Source organism: Pseudomonas sp. Xaverov 259 (genome assembly GCF_019352915.1).
GTDB lineage: Bacteria > Pseudomonadota > Gammaproteobacteria > Pseudomonadales > Pseudomonadaceae > Aquipseudomonas.
Window position 1 is genome coordinate 1 of sequence record NZ_JAAAFV010000025.1, and the last position, 21767, is coordinate 21767.

Below are 21767 nucleotides of genomic sequence, written 5' to 3' on the forward strand. Positions count from 1 at the left end.
GGCGAGGACCTTTTGGTTACTTTTGCGTCCTTGCAAAAGTGACCCGCCGTCAGGGCGGAACCCTAAGCCGCCGTTACCCAAATAACGGATATGTACACCGCCCAACCGCCATCGCAGGCAAGCCAGCTCCCACAGTTGATTGCATTTCAGCTCAAGGCAGTCCGAACCTTAGTGAATACCGATGGACCAGCTTTGCGTAGTCTGATCCTCGTGCCGCTGCTCCAGGTCATCCTCATACTGACAACGCGGCCCTTTGCACTTGTACTCGAACGTCACCGGCGCCTGGGTCTGAACCGGGAACAACGATTTGGCCGTCGCCGGTGCATCCTGTGACGCAACCTCGGGCAACGGCGCTTCGTACGTCAAGTCCAACGCTGTAGCATGGGCCATAACCGGCAGGACGGCGAGCACTGCACTCGCCAGAAAAGTCCTTGTAAATAGCATCTGAAACAATCCGCGCAACAAAAAATGAAGCGCGGATTATAAGCCGTATGCCACCGCACATGCACGGTTCAGAGCACGCGCGGTGCTTCAAGGTGTTGAGTCGGGAAGGCTTTGGCATAGGCCTGACACACCCTCAACACCTGCTCATCCGCAAACCGCGCAGCCACCACATGCAAGCCCACCGGCAAACCATTCGCTGCCAAACCGCATGGCACCGATGCGGCCGGTTGTTGCGTGAGGTTGAAGGGGTAAGTGAAGGGCGTCCACTCCATCCACTCTGTCATCGACGAACCCGGCGGCACATTATGCCCAGCCTCAAAGGCGGTGAGCGGCATCATCGGCGAAACCAGCACATCGTAATGCTCATGAAACGCCGCCATCCTCGCCACCAACGCGGCGCGGGCTTCAAGGGCGTCGTTGAAAGCGCCGAGGCTCAACTGCTGGCCTTGTTGGGCGATGCGCAGCAGGCCAGGGTCCAGCAACTGCTTTTGTGCGTCGCTCATAGAGCCCGTCAGGCGCGCTGCACCGGCTGCCCACAAGGTGCTGAACACCTCCAGCGGGTCGCTGAAGCCTGGGTCGATCTGCTCGACATGCGCGCCCAGCTGCACGAGCCCCTCAACCGCTTGGGCGACCACTCTGGCCACCTGCGGGTCCACGTCCACATACCCGAACGTGGGGCTATAGGCCACGCGCAAGCCCTTCAAATCCATAGCGCCCGACAACCAAGGCGTACTGCGCGGCGCACCGATCAGGCCATCGCGCGCATCCGGTTGGGCCACGGTTTGCAGCATCAGCACGGTGTCTTCCACGGTGCGCGTCATCGGCCCCAGGTGCGACAGAATCGTCATGGAACTGGCCGGCCACTGCGGCACATAGCCGAAGGTCGGCTTGATGCCGAATGTACCGGTGAACGCACAGGGAATGCGGATCGAGCCACCCGCGTCGCTGCCCTGGTGCAGCACACCCAGATTCAGCGCCGCCGCCGCACCCGCGCCACCCGATGAACCACCCGCCGTGGTGCGCGTGTCCCACGGGTTGCGCGTGATGCCGTACAGCGGGTTATCGGTGACGCCTTTCCAGCCGAACTCCGGCGTGGTGGTTTTACCCAGCATCACCGCGCCGGCTTTGCGCATAAACGCTGAGAACGGCGCATCCACCTCCCATGGCCCTTCGGCAGATGTGGTGCACGAACCCTTGCGGGTGGGCATGCCGGCGGTCAGCGTCAGGTCTTTGATCGAGGCCGGTACGCCGTCCAGCGCGCCGCAGGGTTGGCCCTTGAGCCAGCGTTGTTCCGAGGCGCGCGCTGCGTTCAATGCGCCTTCGGGGTCTACGTGGCAGTAGGCGTTCACCACCGGGTTGAAGCGCTCGATCCGCAACAACGCATCTTCAGTCACTTCTACCGGTGACAGGGTCTTGTCACGAAAATGCTGCAGCAGTTGCACCGCCGTCAGTTGGCCAATCTCACTCATGCCACCTCTCCCTGCGCCGCGTTGACCATGGCGCGCAGCAACACCGCGCAGCCCGCTGCCAGATCATCCGGCGCGGCGTTTTCGATTTCGTTATGGCTGATGCCGCCTTCGCAGGGCACAAAGATCATTCCGGCTGGGCCGAGTTCGGCGACGAAAATCGCGTCATGCCCGGCGCCGCTGACGATGTCCATATGGCTCAAGCCCAGCGCCTGCGCACCGTCACGCACGGCGTTGACGCAGGCGGGGTTGAAGTCCAGCGGCGGGAAGTCGGCGGTGGGCGTCAGTTCAAAACTCAGGCCGTGCCGGGCAGACGTGGCTTCGATCACGCCGCGCACTTCATCGACCATGGCTTGCAGCTTGTCGGCATGCAGGTGGCGCAAGTCGATGGTCATGTGCACCTGGCCTGGAATCACATTGCGCGAGCCGGGGTGAAGGGTCAGGCAACCGACCGTGCCGCAGGCGTGGGGTTGCTGTTGATGGGCGATGCGGTTGACCGCGCTGACCACTTCGGCTGCGCCCACCAGGGCGTCCTTGCGCAAGTGCATGGGCGTTGGGCCGGCGTGGGCTTCGACGCCGGTGAGGGTCAGGTCGAACCACTTCTGGCCGAGGCAGCCCATGACCACGCCGATGGTGGTGGCGCGGTCTTCCAGCACCGGGCCTTGCTCGATATGCGCCTCGAAATACGCGCCGACCGGGTGGCCGAGCACAGCGCGCGAACCGGCATAACCGATGCGCTGCAATTCTGCGCCCACCGACAGGCCTTGGTCATCGAGTTTGTCGAGGGTGTCCTGTAAGTCGAACTTGCCGGCAAACACCCCGGAACCCATCATGCACGGCGGGAAGCGCGAGCCTTCTTCGTTGGTCCACACCACCACCTCGATGGGGGCTTGGGTCTGGATATTCAGGTCATTCAAAGTGCGGATCACTTCCAGCCCGGCCATCACGCCGTAGCAGCCGTCGAACTTGCCGCCGGTGGGCTGCGTGTCGATATGGCTGCCGGTCATCACCGGCGCCAGCGTCGGATCAAGCCCTGGACGCCGCGCAAAGATATTGCCGATGGCATCGACACTGACGCTGCACCCGGCGGCCTCGCACCACTGCACAAACAAGTCGCGGGCCTGGCGGTCGAGGTCGGTCAGCGCCAGGCGGCACACGCCACCTTTGACCGTGGCGCCAAGCTGAGCCAGGTCCATCAACGATTGCCACAAGCGGTCGCGGTTGATCAGTGGAGCATTGCTCTTGAGCGGTTGCGCAAAACTATTCATGTGCAAATCTCCGGTCAGGCACTCAGGGCCAGGTAGCGGTTCTTGATGCTCGGGTCGGCGCGGAAGGCTGCGGCGCTGCCCTCGTATACGACGCGGCCTTGTTCGAGCACGTAATGGCGGTCGGCAAGCTTGTCGCAGACCATCAGGTTCTGTTCCACCAGCAACACCGGCAGGCCGTCGTCCTTGACCTTGCGCAGGATTTTCACCAGCTCGTCGACGATCACCGGCGCCAGGCCTTCGGTGGGTTCGTCGAGGATCAGCAGCTTGGGGTCGTTGAGCAGCGCACGGGCGATGGCGAGCATCTGTTGCTCGCCGCCGGACAAGGCGTGGCCGGCGTTTTTACGCCGCTCCTTAAGGCGCGGGAACATGCCGTACACGTCTTCAAGTTGCCAGCGGCTGGTCTTGCGCACGGCGATACGCAGGTTTTCCTCGACGGTCAGCAGGCGGAAAATCCCGCGGCTCTCCGGCACCAGCGCCAAACCCTGACGGGCGATTTCAAAGATCTTCTGGCCCACCAGCGCCTGGCCGTTGAAGTGAATCTGGCCCTGGCGCGGGCAGATAATCCCGAGAATGCTGCGCAGCGTGGTGGTCTTGCCGGCGCCGTTACGGCCGAGCAGCGTCACCAGTTCGCCGGGATTGACCGTGAGCGACACGCCTTCGAGCACATGGCTTTTGTCGTAGTAGGAATGGATATTCTCGACAATCAGCATCAGGCAGCCTCCCCAAGATACGCCGTACGCACACGCTCATCGGCACGCACGAATTCCGGCGTGCCTTCCACCAGGATCTGCCCGTGACTCATCACGGTGATGGTTTGGCTGATGGACATGACAATGCTCATGTTGTGTTCGATCAACAGCACCGTGTGGTCGCGGCCAAGGTCGCTGATCAACTGGGTCATGATCGGAATGTCATCGATGCCCATGCCCGACGTCGGTTCGTCGAGCATCAGCAGTTTGGGTTTGGAGCAGATCGACATGCCGACTTCCAGCACGCGTTGCTGGCCGTGGGACAACTCGCCGGCCAGGGTGTCGGCGCGGCGGGTCAGTTGCAGGCGTTCGAGGACTTGATCGGCCATCTCCAGGTGCTCGCGCTTGCTGTCGACGCGGCGCCAGAAGTTCAGCGCCCGCGCACCGTCGCGGCCTTGGGCGGCCAGGCGCAGGTTTTCGCGCACGCTGAGGTTCTGGAACAGGCTGGTGAGCTGGAATGAGCGCGCCATGCCCAGGCCGACGCGGCCGTGAGCCGGCTTGCGCATTAGGTTCTTGCCGTCAAAATGAATCGCTCCGGCGGTGGCCTGACGCTCGCCGGTGAGGCAGTGAAACAGGCTGGTCTTGCCCGCGCCGTTGGGGCCGATAATGGTGTGAATGGTGCCGGCTTCGACCTTGAGGTTGACGCCGTTGACCGCATGGAACGCGCCATAGGCCAGTTCCAGGTCTTTGGTTTCCAGCAGGATGCTCATAGCCCTTCCTCCTTGGCGATGGCGGCGGTCTTGCGGCTGCCGCGTACCCGTTCGAACAACGACGCGAGGCCGCCCCACAAACCACCGCGCATAAAGATCACCACGAAGATCAGGATTACGCCCAGCAGCATCAGCCAGCGTGGCCACAGGTCGGAGAGGAAGTCCCCCAACAGCACGATGGAACCTGCGCCCAGCAATGAGCCGAACAGCGAGCCGGTGCCGCCGACGATGGTCATGATCAGGATGTTCTCGGACATCGCCAGGTCGATGTTCGACAGCGGCACAAAGTGCAGCAGCATGGCGTACAGCGCCCCGGCAATGCCGGTGACGGCGCCGGACAGCACGAACACCAGGATCTTGAAATGCCGCGTGTCATAGCCGATGGCCGAGGCGCGGGTTTCGTTTTCGCGGATCGCCATCAAGGTGCTGCCGAACGGCGAGGCGATTACCCGGCGCGCGCCGATAAAGATCAGCAGGAACAGCACCGCGACAAAGCCATAGAACACCCGGGCATCGGCCAGCGACAGCAGCACGGTGTCACCGATGCGGATCTCCGGGCGCGGCACGCTGAGCAGGCCGTTGTCGCCGCCGGTCCAGTCGCTCAAGGTGTAGGCGACAAAGTAGGCCATCTGGCTGAACGCCAACGTGAGCATCACGAAGTAAATGCCGGTGCGCCGGATCGCCAGCGCACCGACCAGAAACGCCAGGAAACCACCGGCAATCGCGGCGCCGAGCAATGCGCTGAACAAGCCCAGTTGCAGGTGGATCATCAACAGTGCCGCGCAGTAGGCGCCGGCCCCAAAGAAGATGCCTTGGCCGAACGACAACAGCCCGGTGTAGCCCAGCAACAGGTTGCAGGCCAGGGCGGCGAGGGCAAAGATCAGGATCTCGGTTGCCAGGGTCGCCGAGGGCAGAATCAACGGCAAGCCGATCAGCACCGCCAGCACCCACAGCAACATGGCTTTGGATTGGGTTTTGGCAAACGGCAGGGGGTTTTTCTCGCTCATGTCAGGCTCTCCCGAACAGGCCGTAAGGGCGTACCAGAATCACCACGGCCATCGCGCCGTAGATCATCAGGCTCGCGCCTTGGGGCCAGAGTGTGGTCATCAGGCTTTGCACCACGCCCACCAGCAAACCGCCGACCAGCGCACCGCTGAACGAGCCCATGCCGCCGATCACCACCACCACGAAGGCCACGCCGAGGATCTCCGGGCCGACAAAGGGTTGCGCGCCGCGCAGGGGCGCAAACAGCACACCCGCGACACCGGCCAGGGCCACGCCGAGGGCAAAGGTCATGGAAAACAGACGGAAGATATTGGTGCCCAGCAGCGACACGGTTTCGGTGCTTTCACTGCCGGCGCGTACCAGCGCGCCAAAGCGCGTGCGCTCCAGCAGCAGCCACAAGGCCAGGCCGATCAGCGCGGAAAACACGATGAGAAACAGGCGGTAGTAGGGGTAGACGAAGTCACCCACCACCAGCACGCCGCGCAGCAGTTCCGGCACGGCGACACTTTTGCCCACAGGGCCCCAGATCATCACGCTGGCTTCCTGGATGATCAGCGCGATCCCCAGGGTCACCAGGATCTGGAACATGTGCGGCAAGTGGTAAATCCGCTGGATCAGTAATCGCTCGATCACCCACGCCAGCGCGGCCACCACCAGCGGCGCGATCAGCAGCGCCAGCCAGAAGTTGCCGGTGAGGCTCACGGCGGTGTAGCAGATGTAGGCGCCCAGCAGGAAGAACGCGCCGTGGGCGAAGTTGACGAAGTTGAGCAGGCCGAAAATAATCGTCAGCCCAACCGCGATCAGGAAGTAGATCATCCCCAGCCCTAGGCCGTTGAGGATCTGGAACAGGTAAAGATTAAGCATGCAGAAACCCTCGGCAGGCAGCCGCTCGCGCGGCCCTGCGCTAAGCAATTCAGAGGATCAGGCGAGCGTGCAGCCCGTCGCCTCGACCGGCGGGAACGATTGCCCGGCGCTGAGCACCTTGGCCAGGTCGTCCTTGTCGGCCATGTCGCCGGTGGCTTTGCCGATCAGCAGGTAGTAATCCTTGATCACCTGATGGTCGCCGGCGCGGATCGACTCCTTGCCGGTCGGGCCTTCGTAGCTCAAGCCTTGCAGGGCTTTGGCCACGGTCGGGCCGTCGAAGCTGGCGGTGCTGATGATGGTTTCCAGCATGACTTTGGTGCTGATGTAATCAGCCGCCAGCGGGTAGGTGGGGTTGATGCCGTATTTGGCCTGGGTGAGCTTGACCAGTTCACGGTTGAGCGGGGTGTCGACCTGGTGCCAATACTGGGCGCCGAGGTACACGCCTTCGAGCACGTCGCTGCCCAGTTCCTGGAACTGGTCGAGCCCGGCGGACCACACCAGCAGCACTTTCATGCGCTCCTTGATCCCGAAGTTCACCGCCTGGCGCAGGGTGTTCGACGACTGGCTGCCGAAGTTGAGCAGTACCAGCACATCGGGTTTGGCGGCGATGGCGTTGGTCAGGTAGCCGGAGAATTCCTGTTCCTGCAATGAGTGGTAGCTGTTGCCGACATGTTCCAGGCCATTGTCCTTGAGCACGGTTTTCGCGCCTTCGAGCAAGGCTTCGCCAAACACGTATTGCGGCGTGATGGTGTACCAGCGCTTGGCGTCAGGCAGCAGCTTGATCAGCGGCAGCATGGTTTCGCGGATCGCGCCGTAGGTGGGCACCGACCAGCGGAAGGTCGCCTTGTTGCAGTCTTTGCCGGTCACTTCATCGGCGCCCACCGGGGTCATGAATACGCCGCCGACCTTGTCGACTTCCTTGGCTACCGCCAGCGCCGAGGACGACAGCGTACAGCCCTGGAAGAATCGCGCGCCGTCCTGCTGGATCGCTTCCTGGACCTTGCGCACGGCTTTGCCGGCATTGCCTTCGGTGTCGATGACCTTGTAGTTGAGCGGACGGCCGAGCACCTCGGGGTGCTGTTCCACCGCCAGGCGCGAACCCATGTCGGCAAACTTGCCATAGCTGGCAAATGCGCCGGACATGGACTTGAGGCCGTAAAAGGTAAAAGGCTCGGCGGCGAATGCAGAGCGCACACTCAGCGGAAGGCTGAGCGCGGCGGCGGCGGTAAGACTGGCTTTCAACAACGTACGACGCTGCATGGGGTGACTCCCTGGTTTAGTTATTGGCAGGAGCGGCAAGGGCGATACGGTGGAGCAAGGGCCTGTGGGCAGGCCTGTTATTGAATTGGGTGAAACGGTCTAGCGGTTGAAACTGGGTCAAAATGTGGGAGCTGGCTTGCCTGCGATGGCATCGACCCGGTTTGACAGAAACACCAAGGTGTCTGCATCGCAGGCAAGCCAGCTCCCACATTGAATGGGTTTGCAATTTGGGATCCAGGTGTGCTTAAGAGTGATCAAACTCCAATAGAAAGTGCGGGCTGACTTCGCCTTCCAGCGCCGTCATGTGGTGTTCGGCGTCGCACATATGTTCATGCATCAGGCTGCGCACGGCCGTTTCATCACCGGCGCGAAAGGCCAGCAGCAACTGCTTGTGATAGTCCAGGTTGGCCGCGTCGAACTGTTTGCGCTTGGGCTTGTAGGCCTTTTTCAGCACCACCAGGTCGCGCAGCAGGTCGTTGAGAAACTGCGCCATAAAACTCAGCAGCGGGTTGGGGCAAGCCTTGGCCAACAGGTTATGGAACTCCAGTTCAGCCAGGCGTTGCTCACGTTGGCCGGCTTCGCTGTCTTCGGGCGCGCTGCAAAAATCCACGTTGTCTTGCAGGGCCTGGTAATCATCTTCGCTCAAGCGACCCAGCACCGACACTGCCAGTTCCACCTCAATGACCTTGCGCAGTTGGTACACCTGCTCGCCGTCCAGGTGCTGGAAGTGCAGGTAGTTACGCAACGCGCGGCTGGCCGGTTCAGTGCCGGCCTGGTTCAAGTAGGCACCGCCACTGGGGCCCGTGCGTGTACTCACCAAACCTTCCACTTCCAGGGCCTTGAGTGCTTCGCGGGCCGAGCCTTTGGAGCACTGGAAGCTTTCCATTAATTCGCGCTCGGTAGGCAGGCGGTCGCCGGGCTTGAGCGCGTCGGTGACGATCGAGCGCTTGACCGACTCGACAATCACATCGGAAAGCTTCTGGCGTTTGCGTCGTAACGGGCGGCTGAGCATGCTGTTCTATTGATCCTATTAATGCGGATTAATAGTACTTAATAACGATTGAACCGGAGCGTCAACGCAGGGTGTCGTTTTCGGCCTGAAGTGGTCGCAAATGCGCGGGTTATTCCCAACTGCCGAGGTCGAGGCAGCGTGTGGAAACAGGCGGCTGTTTACCGAAAACCAGAAAATCGCCGACCCAGCGGTTAATGCACCCGGCGGCGGTGCCAGGCCGGGCCGGCTCCTTGAGCAGCAATTGTTCGACACCGGCAGCGACCGGCTCGGGCTCCTGGGCATTGACCAACACCATGCGTGCGACGCGCTCGGGAAACAACGCGGCGTAGCGGCTGCCGAGCCGGGTGGCCTGCGCGTTGCCGAGGTAATTGAGTTGGGCCTCGCCCAGTTGGGCGCGCACAAATTCCATATCACGCGCCGCTTGCTCAACGCCGCTGGCCTGGCTGAGGTCACGGGCGCTCAGTTCGATCACGTCGTAGCGGTTGGTCAACGTGCGATAGGCCTGGGTGGCGTAGGACTCCCAACGGCTGGTCAGGTGAAGGGCGAAGGTTGCGCCTTGGCCCTTTTGCGGCTCACCGCTCTGGATAAATACCACGCCTTCGCGGCTAAGTGGCTGGCGGGCGCCCACGCGGGTCAGGGCCAGGCGCACGCTGCCGCGTTTGGGCGCGGCATAGTCGCGGGGCACGTTCACACTGGCACATTGGGTGCGTTCCAGCACCTCGGGGTCTGGCCGCTCCTGGGCGGGGAAGGGGCAATCGAGCAGCCAGTCAATCGCGGTCGGCGCGATCAGTGGCTCGGCCAACGCCTTGCCGGCGATCAGGCAGAGGCCGATGCACGCCAGGTTTCTGACCAGAACGCTGAGTTTCATCAAGAGGGTCCGGGCTGCCGTGTGAGGGCGGCTTTTTTACCAAGGACCCAGGGTCAAAGAATGTAGGGTAAGTAAACGCTTTGTGTAGGAGTTTACAGTTTTATTGTCGCAGCTCCGTATTCCAGCCGCCGCCCAGCGCTTTGTACAAGGCAATGCTGGCTTGCAGCCGTGACAGCCGCAGTTGCACGTTCAAATCCTGGGCGGCGTACAGGGTGCGTTGGGTTTCCAGCACCGTCAACAAGTCCTCGGCGCCCGCCTGGTAGCGGCTCTCGGAGATCTGGAAGGCGGCCTGGGCCTGTTGCAGTTCTTCAGCTTGCCATTGGCGTTGCTGGTCCAGGCGCGTGATGCTGCTGAGGGCTTTCTCCACATCGGCAAAGCCGTTGATGATCGCGCCGCGATAGGTTTGCAGCAGTTCGTCCTGGCGGGCGCGGGCCTTGTCGCGCTCGGCGCTTAAACGGCCATTGTTGAAGATCGGCGCGACCAGCCCCGAGGTCAGGGTGTAGAACGGGCTGCGCAGGATATCTTCAGCTTTATAAGCGCCGGAGCCGACTGTCGCGCCCAAGGTCACAGTGGGCAGCATCGCCGCGCGTGCCACCGTGACGTCGGCACTGGCCGCCGCCAGTTGCGCCTCGGCGCGGGCCAGGTCGGGGCGCCGGCTGAGCAGTTGGCTCGGCACGCCCGGGCCAATGCTTGGCCAGGTCAGCGCCTGGAACGGCTCGGTGCCCAGGTTCAGGGCTTGTACGGGTTGACCGAGCAGGGCGGCGAGGGTGATCCGCGACTCTTCGGCCACTTGCGCAATCAGCGGCAATTGCCGTTGCTGGCCGGCCACCAGGCTTTTCTGTTGGGCCAGCTCCAGGGCGGTGGCGGAGCCTGCGTTGTAGCGGGTTTGCACCAGGGCCAGCACACTGCGCGCATTGGCCAGGTTCAGCTCGGCGATCTGCTGGCGTTGCTGCGCGGCGAGGGTTTGCGCGTAGCGGTCGGCGACGCTGCTGAGCAGGGTCAGCTCCACGGTGGCCTGGTCGAACTCACTGGCGCGCAGGCTTTGCAGGGCGCTGTCGCGGGCGGCAAAGCGGCCGCCCCAGAAGTCCAGTTCATAGCTGGCGGTGAGGTTGGCACCGAAACTGTCGACGGTCTTGTTGCTGTCGGTGGCGTCCAGCGAGGCATTGCCGTTGCCGCGCAGCAGTTTTTCACGGCTGGCGGTGAGGTTGAACTTGACCTCAGGCAGCAACGGCGCACCGGCAATCACCGCACTCGCCTGGGCCTGACGCACCCTTGCCATGGCGGCGGCCACGTCATAACTGTCGCGTCGCGCCTGGTCGATCAGGCGGTTGAGCGGCGGGCTGCCGAATTGTGTCCACCAGCGCTGGTTGGTCGCCTGTGTGGCATCGCGTTCGGCGTACTGCCAGGCGGGCGGTGGCGCGAGGCCGCTGTCGACGGTCGGCGGGTTGCCGGTGCAGGCGTTGAGCAGCAGGCACACGCCCAGTAGGGAAGATCGTTTATTCACTGGTCAACGCCTTAACCGGATCGAGCCGGGCAGCTTTACGGGCCGGCATAAAGCCGAATACGACACCGGTGACCAGCGCACAGCCAAACGCGCCAAACACCGCCAACAGAGAAAATTGCACCGCCACCTCGGCCAGCACCAGTACGCCGCCCACCAGCAGCGCGAGGGCAATGCCGAACAGGCCACCGACCACCGAGAGCATCACCGCCTCGGTGAGGAACTGGCGCAGGATGTCGCGCTGGCGCGCGCCGGTGGCCATGCGAATGCCGATTTCACGGGTGCGTTCACGCACGGTCATCAACATGATGTTCATCACACCGATCCCGCCCACCAGCAGGGAGATCGCTGCAATCGAGCCAAGCATCAGCGACAGCGTATTGGCCGTGCGGGCTTCGGCCTGGATCATCGCGGCGTTATTGGTCAACTGGTAGTCACGCTTGCCGTTGTGCAGCTTGAGCATCAGCTGATCAATGGCCATTTCAGCCTCGTGGACCTTGCGTGCATCGGCGGCGGCAATCGCCACGTATTCGGGGTTATAAGTGCCGAACAGGCGCACGCTGGCGGCGGTGTAGGGGATGGCGACGCGGTCGTCGCTGTCTTTATTGCCGGAGGCGGAGCCTTTTTCGGCGAGGACGCCGATGACCTGGAAAGGCACGTTTTCGATCAGGATGTATTCGCCGATCGGGCTGGCGACGTTCTTGAACAGCTTTTCGCGGATACGGTGGCCGATCACCGCGACGGTAGCCCCGGCGCGCTCGTCTTCCTGGGTGAAATAGCTGCCTTCGACCACCGGCCAGTTGAAAATCTCGGGGAAGTTGACGTCGTTGCCACCCACATAGGCCAGGTAGTCCAGGTTGCCGAAGCGAACCCCGGCGTCGTTGCCGTTGACCGGCATGATGCGCTTGACCTGGGGCAGCATCGCCAGCGCCGCGACATCGCTGAGGGTCACGATACCCGGCGGCGTGCGCGGGTTGGGCGAGGAGCCGCTGAGGTAGATGATATTGGAGCCGAACGCGCCCATCTGCGCCATTACCTGGCGCTTGCTGCCTTCACCGACGGCCAGCATCACTACCACCGAGGCCACGCCAATGACGATCCCCAGCAGCGTCAGCGCGGTGCGAAAGCGATTGATCCACATCACCCGCCAGGCCGCGCGGACCGCATCGAGCAGTTCGGCTTTCCAGGCGCCGTTGTGCTCGGCACCGTCGGCCAGGCGCTGGCGCAGGTCGACGGCTTGCAGCGCGTCGCTGTTGGCCGTGACCGGTACATGGGTGTCACTGTGCGCCGAGTCGCTGATGATCAGCCCGTCGCGAATCTCGATAATGCGGTTGGCCCGCGCCGCGACTTCGCGGTCGTGGGTAATCAGGATCACCACATGGCCCTGGCTCGCCAGTTCATCCAGCAGCGTCATCACCTCGGCGCCGCTGTGGCTGTCGAGGGCACCGGTGGGTTCGTCGGCGAGGATGATGTGCCCGCCGTTCATCAGTGCGCGAGCAATCGACACCCGTTGCTGCTGGCCGCCGGAGAGTTGGTGCGGGCGGTTGGCGGTGCGGTCGGCCAGGCCCAGGCGTGTGAGCAGGGCCTTGGCGCGGGCATGGCGCTCGGTGGCGCTGATACCGGCATAGATCGCCGGCATTTCGACGTTTTCCTGGGCCGACCCGGACGGAATCAGGTGGTAACCCTGGAACACAAAACCAAAGGCTTCGCGACGCAGCCAGGCCAGTTCGTCGCTGCCCAGGTGCGCGACGTTTTCACCGGCGAACAGGTAGTCGCCCTCGGTGGGGCGGTCGAGGCAGCCGAGGATGTTCATCAGCGTGGATTTGCCGGAGCCGGAGGCACCGACAATGGCGACGAATTCCCCGGCGTGGATCGACAGGTCGATCCCGCGCAGCACGTCGACCTGCGGGCTGTCACCGCCGCCGTAGGATTTGCGGATGTTCTTGAGTTCGATCAGCGGCGTGGTCAACTCAACCCCCACTGGCGTCGGCCGGGCCGATCAACAGGTGATCGCCTTCGTTAACGCCGCTCAGCACTTCGACGCGCAGGCGGTCGCTGATACCCACGCGCACCTCGCGTTCCTCAATAGAGCCATTTTTGGCCACCACGCGGGCGGTTTGCGTAGCGCTACCCTGGCTGCCGAGCAAGGCCGCAACCGGCACGGTGAGCACATCCTTGACTTGGCTGGCGACGAAAAACACCTGGGTGGTCATTTCGGCCATCAGGGCATTGTCGGCGTTGTCCACATCCAGCAGCACGGTGTAGAGCACCACACGGCCGCTCCCACTTTTGCTGGTGCTGCTGGGGCTGCCGTTGCCCTGGCTGGTTTCATTCAGGGGCTTGGGCGGGATCGGCAGGATCTGGCGCACGGTGCTGGTCCAGCGCCGGCCACCGCCGCTGAGCGTGGTGAAATAGGCGGTCATGCCGGGTTTGACGTGGCCGATGTCAGCTTCGGAGACCTCGGCCCACACGGTCATCGGCGACAACTTGGCGATGCGCAGGATCAACGGGGTCTGCTGCTGGGCGTTGAGGGTCTGGCCGACGCGCGCGTCTACCGCCACCACCGTGCCGCTCATCGGCGCGAAGATGCGTGTATAGCCCAATTCAGCCTCGTCGCTGCGCAGGCTGGCCTGGGCCTGGCGGATTTGCGCCTGGAACATGTCGACCCGTGCCTGGGTGGCACTCAGCTCGGCCTTGGCGGTTTGCACGTCTTCTTCGCGGGTGGCGTTACCGGCCACCAGGCGTTGCTGGCGCTGGTATTTCTGGCGCGCCAGTTCGTGCTGGGCGTTCTGCTCCTGCAACTGGGCCTTGAGGTTGTCGATGGCATAGCGGCTGGCATCGAGCTTGGCCTGTTGTGTGGCCGGGTCGATTTCGACCAGCAACTGGCCTTCTTTGACCTGGTCACCGGCCTCGACATGAATCTTGCGGATTTGCCCGGATGCCTGCGCGCCCACATCGACATAACGGCGTGGTTGCAGGGTGCCCAGCGCGGTGACGCTGTTTTCAATGTTGCCGCGTGTGACGGTGACGGTGGCGAGGCTATCGCGGCCCGGCGGCAGTATCTGCCAGGCCGCCAGCGCAACGATGGGAATCAGGCACGCGACTACCAGCAGGGCGCGTCGGGCGGGGCGAGGGCGTTTCATGCGTTGGTTCCAGCCGGGAAGTGTGGACCGCAGTTGCGGAGGGCTGACAGTTATACGAGAAAATTGCCCGAAGATTTAGGCGTTTACATACGAGGTAACAGCTGCGTCGAATAAAAAAAATCGACAGTTGATGCAAGACTTCTTTAAAAGTAGATGAGAATTACTATAAATTGCACGCATTCAAACTGCCATCATCCATGGCCTGTCGTCTTTAGTACTCAAGGATCAGATGCCGTCTCCCCAGACGGTCGGGAGTCATGTTGGAAAACTACTATCGCGAGCTGGTGTGTTTCCTCAACGCCAAGCTGGGCAACCGTCAGGTGGCCGAAGATGTGGTGCATGACGCCTACGTGCGAGTACTGGAGCGCGCCAGCGACACGCCCATCGAACAGCCGCGCGCGTTTTTGTACCGCACCGCGCTGAACCTGGTGATCGACGGCCATCGGCGCAATGCCTTGCGCCAGTCCGAGCCCCTGGAGGTGCTGGACAGCGAAGAGCGCTTCGCTTCCAGTTCGCCCCACGCCAACCACGATCAGGCCCAGCGCCTGGCCCTGCTCGATCGTGCCTTGGCCGAGCTGCCCAGCGCCTGCCGCGACAGCTTCCTGCTGCGCAAGCTCGAGGGCCTTTCTCACCCGCAGATCGCCGAGCGCCTGAGCATTTCCCGCAGCCTGGTGGAAAAACATATCGTCAACGCCATGAAGCATTGCCGGGTGCGCATGCGTGAGTGGGACGCGCACTGATCACCGATCAGTTAAATTTTATTTCACTGTCCTCGTTTCCTATCAACACATGGCCTGTTGTTCAGGCTTTGCAGGTATTCCCGCCCCACCGCCAAGGGGCTTATCCAGAGGACACTGGAATGACACAGGCAATTGCTTCGCCCGCGGTTCACGACCTGATCGGGATCGGTTTCGGCCCATCGAACCTGGCGCTGGCCATCGCCCTGCAGGAGCGTGAAAAAGCCCAGGGCAAACTGGACGTGGTGTTTCTCGACAAGCAGGCCGACTACCGCTGGCACGGCAATACCCTGGTCACCCAGAGCGAGCTGCAGATTTCGTTCCTCAAGGATCTGGTGACGCTGCGCAACCCCACCAGCCCGTACTCGTTCGTCAACTACCTGAAGGCCCATGACCGCTTGGTGGATTTCATCAACCTGGGCACTTTTTACCCATGCCGCATGGAGTACAACGACTACCTGCGCTGGGTGGCCGGGCAGTTCCAGGCCCAGGCGCGGTATGGCGAGGAAGTGCTGGCCATCGAGCCGATCCTGCACCAGCAGCAGGTTGAAGCGTTGCGCGTGATCTCCCGTGATGCGCAGGGCGAACAGCATGTGCGCACCACCCGTTCGGTGGTGGTCAGCGCCGGCGGCACGCCACGTGTGCCCGAGGCGTTCAAGGCACTCAAGGATGACGGCCGGGTGTTCCACCACTCCCAATACCTCGAGCGCATGGCCCAGCAGCCGTGCGTGGAGGGCAAGCCGATGCGCATTGCCATCATCGGCGGCGGGCAGAGCGCAGCCGAAGCCTTTATCGACCTCAACGACAGCTTCCCGTCGGTGCAGGTGGACATGATCCTGCGCGGTTCGGCGCTTAAACCGGCGGATGACAGCCCGTTCGTCAACGAGGTGTTCTCGCCGGCCTTTACCGACCTGGTGTTCCAGCAAGTCGGCGCCGAGCGTGAACGCCTGGTGGCCGAGTACCAGAACACCAACTATTCGGTGGTCGACCTGGACCTGATCGAGCGCATCTACGGGATTTTCTACCGCCAGAAAGTCTCCGGCATCAACCGCCAGGCCTTCCGCACCATGACCGTGGTCGACAAAGCCACGGCCGGGTCGCTGGGCATCGAGCTGGTGCTGCGCAACAACGCCAACGGCGAAACCAGCGTCAGCCATTACGACGCGGTAATCCTGGCCACCGGCTACGAGCGCCAGATGCACCGCGAACTGCTGGCGCCGCTGCAAGCCTATATGGGCGACTTCGAAGTGGCCCGCGACTATCGGATCGTCACCGACGAGCGCTGCAAGGCCGGTATCTATATCCAGGGCTTCAGCCAGGCCAGCCATGGCTTGAGCGACACCTTGCTGTCGGTACTGCCGATCCGGGCGGATGAGATTGCCGCCTCGCTGTATGAAAACGATCGCCATCGTGGCAAGGCCCGCTCGGTGCAGGATTTACTGCTGGCCACGGCCAGCTGACAAGCTGTACTTGTGACATATAGGGGCTGCCTGATACTGTACAAAAAACCAGTATCGGTAGCCCTTCATGCAGTTGATCGAAAAACTCAGCATCCTCGCCGACGCCGCCAAGTACGACGCCTCCTGCGCCAGCAGTGGCGCGCCCAAGCGCAGCTCCGAGGGCAAGGCCGGGTTGGGCTCTACCGATGGCATGGGCATTTGCCACAGTTACACGCCGGACGGGCGTTGTGTGTCGTTGCTCAAGGTGTTGCTCACCAACTTCTGCCTCTACGACTGCCAATACTGCGTCAACCGCCGCTCCAGCGATGTGCCCCGTGCGCGTTTCAGCCCGGAGGAGGTGGTTACCCTGACCCTGGACTTTTACAAACGCAATTGCGTCAGCGGGCTGTTCCTCAGCTCCGGCATCATCCGTTCGGCCGACTACACCATGGAGCAACTGGTTCGGGTCGCCAAACTATTGCGCGAAGAGCATGACTTTCGCGGTTACATCCACCTCAAGACCATTCCCGAAGCCGACCCTGCGCTGATCGCCGAAGCCGGGCGTTATGCCGATCGCCTCAGCGTGAACATCGAACTGCCCACCGATGCCAGCCTGCAAACCCTGGCGCCAGAGAAGCAGATCGGCTCGATCAAGCAAGCCATGCAGACCATCTACACCGGCGAGCAGACGGTGTTCAACGAGCCGCGCGCACCGCGTTTTGCGCCGGCGGGGCAGAGCACGCAGATGATCGTCGGCGCCGATGACACCGACGACAGCACCATCCTGCACGGTGCCGAGGCGCTGTATGGCAACTACAAGCTGCGGCGCGTGTATTACTCGGCGTTCAGCCCCATCCCCAACAGCCCGAAAAGTGTGCCGCTGGCCGCGCCGCCGCTGATGCGTGAACACCGTCTGTACCAGGCCGACTTTCTGCTGCGCAGTTACGGTTTCAGCGCCAATGAGCTGTTCGAAGGCCCAGGCCATCTGGCCCTGGATATCGACCCCAAGCTGGCCTGGGCGCTGGAGCACCGCGAGGTGTTCCCGTTGGACCTGAACCGCGCCGAACCCACGCTGATCGCACGCATCCCCGGCATTGGCCTGCGCACCACCCAGCGCCTGGTCGACCTGCGCCGCGAACGCAAAATTCGCTTTGAAGACCTGGCCCGCATGCGTTGCGTGCTGGCCAAGGCCAAGCCGTTCTTCATCACCAGTGACTACCACCCGCAACAGGCGGACAGCACCAGCGTATTGCTGCGCGAGCAACTGCGCGACCGCCCGCAGCCGCAACAGATGGGGCTGTGGGGATGATCAGCCTGGAATGCGACAACCTGTTCAGCACCTGGCGTGAGCAGGCGCGCTGGCTGCTTAGCCATCAGGTCGACCCCAGCCAGGTGAGCTGGGGCGAGGCCGAAGTGGCGGACTTGTTTGCCACCGACGAGCCTGTACCTGAGCAGCTCGGTCCGTTTCAGGCGCGAATCCCCAAGGCGTTGCTGGAATTGCTGGAGTCGGCCGCCTGTTACCACGGTGACCAGCGTTGGAGCCTGCTGTACGAGGTGTTATGGCGTGTCAGCCATGGCGACCGCACCGCGATGCTGGCCGGGGACAAGTTGGGCAGTGAGTTACAGCGGCGCATTAAACAGGTCAGCCGCGAGGCCCATCACCTGCATGCGTTTGTGCGGTTTATTGCCTTGCCTGCAGAGGCTGGGCCCCAGTTGCCGGAGTATGTGGCGTGGCATGAACCGGCCCATGACATCTTGAAGTCCGCCAGCCAGCATTTTGTCGGGCGCATGGGCCGCCATCGCTGGATGATCGCAACACCCTTGGACGGCGTGTATTACGACGGCGAGCAGTTGATTCATCAACGCCAGTGCCCTGAGGCATGGCAACAATTGGCGCAGAATGTCGAAGACCCGCACAGCGCGATGTGGCTGACCTATTACAGCCATATCTTCAACCCGGCGCGGTTGAACCCCAAGGTGATGGAAGGGCATTTGCCCAGCCGGTTCTGGAAGAATCTGCCGGAGGGTAAGCTGATACCGGGGTTGATCAGCGAGGCGCGCACGGGCAAGCAGAAGGATGGGCAGGCGAAGCTGATCGGCGCCAGGCCGGGCAAGAAAATCTCAAGCGGGCACGGTTAACAAATCTGGGCTCTGGCTCGATGATCGTTCCCACGCTCTGCGTGGGAATGCCGCCCTGGACGCTCCGCGTCCGCTTTGACGTCGTGACGCGGAGCGTCACTGGATGCATTCCCACGCGGAGCGTGGGAACGATCTATGGGCAGGCGAAGCTTATTGGCGCCAGGCCGGGCAAGAAAATCTCAAGCGGGCACGCTTAAAAAATGTGGGAGCTGGCTCGATGATCGTTCCCACGCTCTGCGTGGGAATGCCGCCCTGGACGCTCCGCGTCCGCTTTGAGGTCGTGACGCGGAGCGTCACTGGATGCATTCCCACGCGGAGCGTGGGAACGATCTAGCGTGGGTTTCAGGCCAGTTCGGTCGCGGTGTTTTTGACTACCGCCAACTCCGGGTGCGCCACCAACTTATCGATGTGCAGTTCATCGTTATTCAACCAAGTTTCCGTCAGCACCCGGTAATGCTCCATATCCCGGCAGCGCATGCGCAGGCTGTAGTCGAACGGCCCACTGATCAGTTGGCACTCGAACACTTGCGGGCAGGCTTTGACGCAGGCCTCAAAGGCCTTCTGCGCCGAGCGCCCGCTCTGATTGGACAAGGCCACCAGCACCAGCAGCGACAGCCCCGGGGAGACCATCTGCACATCGATGATCGCCCCATAACCACGGATCACCCCGCGTCGCTCCAGCTTGCGCACCCGTTCCAGGCACGGCCTGGGTGTCAGGTGAACAAGCGAGGAAAGCTTTTCGTAGGTGATACGCCCCTGGTGGCGCAACACGTCGATGATCGCCTCATCGATGCGGTCCAGCGTGGGCGAAGAGTGGGGTCCGTTGGCCTTGGTATCCATGAGTTCACTTCAAACGGTTGGAAAGAAATTGCTGCAAGCGTTCGCTGTTGGGATGGTCGAGGATCTCGGCGCCGCCGTGTTCCTCGACTCGGCCCTGGTGCAAAAACAGCACTTGGCTGGACACCTGGCGGGCAAAGCCCATTTCGTGGGTGACCATCAGCATGGTACGACCTTCCTCGGCCAACGTCTGTATGACTTTGAGGACTTCTCCTACAAGTTCCGGGTCCAGCGCTGAGGTCGGTTCATCGAACAGAATAATTTCCGGCTCCATCGCCAATGCCCGTGCGATGGCCACGCGTTGTTGCTGGCCGCCGGACAGAAACGCCGGGTATTGATCGGCCACGCGGCCTGGCAGGCCGACCTTGTCCAGGTACAGGCGCGCGCGTTTTTCCGCCTCTGCCGCGCTCACGCCCAACACCCGGCGCGGAGCCATGGTGATGTTTTCCAGCACGGTCATGTGGCTCCACAGGTTGAAGTGTTGGAACACCATGGCCAGACGTGTGCGCAGGTTTTGCAGCTGCTCTTGATGGGGAGCACGGGCTCCGGCGCGGCCCTGGCGCATTTCGATGCTGATGCCATCGAGGGTGATGACCCCGGCGTCCGGCTGTTCGAGAAAGTTGATGCAGCGCAGCATTGTGCTTTTGCCCGAGCCGCTGGCGCCGATCAGGCTGATGACGTCGCCGTTGCGTGCATTGAGGGACACGCCCTTGAGCACTTCGTGGTCGCCGTAACGTTTGTGGATGCCTTCGACTTGAAGCTTGATCGCAGCGGTTGCCGGTTGGGCAACGGGTTCGTCAACAGGGTAAGCGGCCAGGGCCTGCGCGGACTGATTCATGGGTTAGCCTCGGGTAGGAACAAGAAAACGCATCCAGCGACGTTCGGCCAGTCGGAACAGGCCCACCAGTGCAAAGGACAGCAGCATGTAGAGCAAGGCGGCGATGCCGAAAGCCTGGAACGTCAGGAACGTTTCGGCATTCGCGTCGCGGGCGACCTTGAGGATATCGGCGACGGTGGCGGTAAACGCCAGCGAGGTGGCGTGCAACATCAGGATCATTTCATTGCTGTAGGCCGGCAGCGCACGGCGCAGCGCGGCGGGCACCACCACAAACAGGTTGAGGCGCCAGCCGTGCAGGCCATAGGCACGCGCGGCTTCGATTTCGCCGTGGGGAATGTTGCGGATCGCCCCGGCGAAGATTTCCACGGTGTAAGCGCAAGTGTTGAGCACAAACGCCAGCAGTGTGCAGTTGAGCGCATTACGGAAAAACTGGTTGAGCAGGGCGTTGTCCTGCACCACCTCCAGGCTGTACAGCCCGGTGTAGCAAATCAGCAATTGGATATATAACGGCGTGCCGCGAAACAGGTAGGTATAGACCTCCACCGGCCAGCGCAGCCAGACGTGCTGCGAGACGCGCGCCAGCGCCAGCGGGATCGACAGCGCAAACCCTGCGACCACCGAGATGATGAATAGCCATAAGGTCATGGCGACTCCGGACAACCCTGTGCCATCGCTGAACAGGTAGGCCAGGCCGTATTGCTGGAACAGTTCGATCATCGCGCCATCCCCTTGATGCCGAGGTTATAGCGCCGTTCGAGGCGCTTGAAGATGCGGTTGGAGAGGGTGGTGATCACCAGGTACACCAGGCCCGCGAGGATCAGGAAGTACAGTGGTTCATTGGTGGTCTTGCCGGCGTTTTGCGCAGCCTTGACCAGGTCCGACAGGCCGATGATCGACACCAGCGCAGTGGACTTGAGCAGCACCAGCCAGTTGTTGCCCAGGCCCGGCAGGGCAAAGCGCATCAATTGCGGGAAGAGCACCAGGTGAAAGCGCTGCCAGCGGCTCAGGCCGTAGGCGGTGGCGGCTTCCAGTTGCCCGACCGGCACACTGAGAATCGCGCCGCGAAAGTTTTCGGTGAAATACGCGCCGTAGATAAACCCCAGGGTGATCACCCCGGCGGTAAACGGATCGATTTCAAAGTAACCCCAGCCGAACACTTCGCTCAGGTCGTTGAGCCACAGTTGCAGGCTGTAGAAGATCAACAGGATCAGCACCAGGTCCGGCACGCTGCGGATCAACGTGGTGTACAGGGTGGCGGGCACGCGCAGCCACTTGACGCTCGAAAGCTTGGCACCGGCGGCGATCAGGCCCAAGGCGAGGCTCAGGGCCAGCGCCAGTAATGCCAGCTTGAGCGTCATCCAGGCACCCTGAGCGAGCATCGGGCCGTAGCCTTGCAGGTTGAGGAGTTCGTTCATTGAGGGGATCTCAAAAGGGCGTAGATATACCCCTGCGGGAGCGGGCTTTTGTGGCGAGGGGGGGTTCTCCCC

Annotated in this window: 21 protein-coding genes; 4 read left to right on the forward strand and 17 right to left on the reverse strand. The window is 62.4% G+C overall.

Features of this window, described 5'->3' with window-relative positions; genetic code table 11:
- Positions 1 to 168: 168 nt before the first annotated feature.
- The 13 genes from K0H48_RS09160 to K0H48_RS09220 form a co-directional block, all read right to left on the reverse strand.
- Complete coding sequence (locus K0H48_RS09160) at positions 169 to 444, reverse strand: hypothetical protein (protein WP_219267229.1); 276 nt, start codon at positions 442 to 444, stop codon at positions 169 to 171.
- 68 nt (positions 445 to 512) lie between these two features.
- The gene (locus K0H48_RS09165) at positions 513 to 1913 is read right to left on the reverse strand and encodes an amidase (protein WP_219267230.1); all 1401 of its coding nucleotides are present in this window, start codon (positions 1911 to 1913) and stop codon (positions 513 to 515) included.
- Entirely contained in the window at positions 1910 to 3178 is a 1269-nt protein-coding gene (locus K0H48_RS09170) for a Zn-dependent hydrolase (protein ID WP_219267231.1), read from the reverse strand. Before K0H48_RS09170 ends, K0H48_RS09165 begins: the two co-directional genes overlap by 4 nt.
- 14 nt (positions 3179 to 3192) lie before the next feature.
- Entirely contained in the window at positions 3193 to 3888 is a 696-nt protein-coding gene (locus K0H48_RS09175; RefSeq protein WP_219267232.1) for an ABC transporter ATP-binding protein, read from the reverse strand.
- Positions 3888 to 4637, reverse strand: a complete 750-nt coding sequence (locus K0H48_RS09180; RefSeq protein ID WP_138814771.1) for an ABC transporter ATP-binding protein — start codon at positions 4635 to 4637, stop codon at positions 3888 to 3890. The genes K0H48_RS09175 and K0H48_RS09180 overlap by 1 nt, the downstream gene beginning before the upstream one ends.
- Positions 4634 to 5644 carry a branched-chain amino acid ABC transporter permease gene (locus tag K0H48_RS09185; protein WP_219267233.1) on the reverse strand — a complete coding sequence of 337 codons (1011 nt, stop codon included), beginning with the start codon at positions 5642 to 5644 and terminating at the stop codon, positions 4634 to 4636. The genes K0H48_RS09180 and K0H48_RS09185 overlap by 4 nt, the downstream gene beginning before the upstream one ends.
- A gap of 1 nt (position 5645) precedes the next feature.
- Complete coding sequence (locus K0H48_RS09190) at positions 5646 to 6506, reverse strand: branched-chain amino acid ABC transporter permease (protein WP_056861341.1); 861 nt, start codon at positions 6504 to 6506, stop codon at positions 5646 to 5648.
- Positions 6507 to 6563: 57 nt separating this feature from the next.
- Positions 6564 to 7766, reverse strand: a complete 1203-nt coding sequence (locus K0H48_RS09195) for an ABC transporter substrate-binding protein (RefSeq protein ID WP_219267234.1) — start codon at positions 7764 to 7766, stop codon at positions 6564 to 6566.
- Positions 7767 to 8010: 244 nt separating this feature from the next.
- Positions 8011 to 8778, reverse strand: a complete 768-nt coding sequence (locus tag K0H48_RS09200; RefSeq protein WP_219267235.1) for a FadR/GntR family transcriptional regulator — start codon at positions 8776 to 8778, stop codon at positions 8011 to 8013.
- A gap of 109 nt (positions 8779 to 8887) precedes the next feature.
- Positions 8888 to 9646 (reverse strand): alpha/beta fold hydrolase, encoded by a 759-nt coding sequence (locus tag K0H48_RS09205; RefSeq protein ID WP_219267236.1) that lies wholly within the window; start codon positions 9644 to 9646, stop codon positions 8888 to 8890.
- Positions 9647 to 9746: 100 nt separating this feature from the next.
- A complete protein-coding gene (locus K0H48_RS09210) occupies positions 9747 to 11150 on the reverse strand; it encodes an efflux transporter outer membrane subunit (RefSeq protein WP_219267237.1) in 1404 nt (467 codons plus the stop codon).
- Positions 11143 to 13116, reverse strand: a complete 1974-nt coding sequence (locus tag K0H48_RS09215) for a MacB family efflux pump subunit (protein ID WP_219267238.1) — start codon at positions 13114 to 13116, stop codon at positions 11143 to 11145. The genes K0H48_RS09210 and K0H48_RS09215 overlap by 8 nt, the downstream gene beginning before the upstream one ends.
- Before the next feature lies 1 nt (position 13117).
- Positions 13118 to 14290, reverse strand: a complete 1173-nt coding sequence (locus tag K0H48_RS09220; protein ID WP_219267239.1) for an efflux RND transporter periplasmic adaptor subunit — start codon at positions 14288 to 14290, stop codon at positions 13118 to 13120.
- A gap of 257 nt (positions 14291 to 14547) precedes the next feature.
- On the opposite strand from K0H48_RS09220, the gene K0H48_RS09225 reads away from it, so the two are divergent.
- The 4 genes from K0H48_RS09225 to K0H48_RS09240 all read left to right on the forward strand — a co-directional run bounded on the left by K0H48_RS09225 (position 14548) and on the right by K0H48_RS09240 (position 18605).
- The gene (locus K0H48_RS09225; protein ID WP_138814779.1) at positions 14548 to 15030 is read left to right on the forward strand and encodes a sigma-70 family RNA polymerase sigma factor; all 483 of its coding nucleotides are present in this window, start codon (positions 14548 to 14550) and stop codon (positions 15028 to 15030) included.
- 119 nt (positions 15031 to 15149) lie between these two features.
- Positions 15150 to 16487, forward strand: a complete 1338-nt coding sequence (locus K0H48_RS09230) for a lysine N(6)-hydroxylase/L-ornithine N(5)-oxygenase family protein (protein WP_219267240.1) — start codon at positions 15150 to 15152, stop codon at positions 16485 to 16487.
- 67 nt (positions 16488 to 16554) lie between these two features.
- Positions 16555 to 17775, forward strand: coding sequence for a putative DNA modification/repair radical SAM protein (locus tag K0H48_RS09235; protein ID WP_056861349.1), 1221 nt, complete (start codon positions 16555 to 16557; stop codon positions 17773 to 17775).
- Complete coding sequence (locus tag K0H48_RS09240; RefSeq protein ID WP_219267241.1) at positions 17772 to 18605, forward strand: TIGR03915 family putative DNA repair protein; 834 nt, start codon at positions 17772 to 17774, stop codon at positions 18603 to 18605. The genes K0H48_RS09235 and K0H48_RS09240 overlap by 4 nt, the downstream gene beginning before the upstream one ends.
- Positions 18606 to 18947: 342 nt before the next feature.
- Here the strand turns inward: K0H48_RS09240 and K0H48_RS09245 are convergent, their stop codons facing one another.
- Genes K0H48_RS09245 through K0H48_RS09260 form a run of 4 tightly spaced genes read right to left on the reverse strand, consistent with a single transcriptional unit; the run spans position 18948 to position 21695 of the window.
- On the reverse strand, positions 18948 to 19445 hold the full coding sequence (locus K0H48_RS09245; RefSeq protein ID WP_003192319.1) for an Lrp/AsnC family transcriptional regulator: 498 nt from the start codon (positions 19443 to 19445) through the stop codon (positions 18948 to 18950).
- 4 nt (positions 19446 to 19449) lie between these two features.
- Positions 19450 to 20280, reverse strand: a complete 831-nt coding sequence (locus tag K0H48_RS09250) for an ABC transporter ATP-binding protein (protein WP_257626901.1) — start codon at positions 20278 to 20280, stop codon at positions 19450 to 19452.
- Positions 20281 to 20283: 3 nt separating this feature from the next.
- Positions 20284 to 20997, reverse strand: a complete 714-nt coding sequence (locus K0H48_RS09255) for an ABC transporter permease (protein WP_219267242.1) — start codon at positions 20995 to 20997, stop codon at positions 20284 to 20286.
- On the reverse strand, positions 20994 to 21695 hold the full coding sequence (locus K0H48_RS09260; protein WP_200432458.1) for an ABC transporter permease: 702 nt from the start codon (positions 21693 to 21695) through the stop codon (positions 20994 to 20996). The genes K0H48_RS09255 and K0H48_RS09260 overlap by 4 nt, the downstream gene beginning before the upstream one ends.
- Positions 21696 to 21767: the final 72 nt, after the last annotated feature.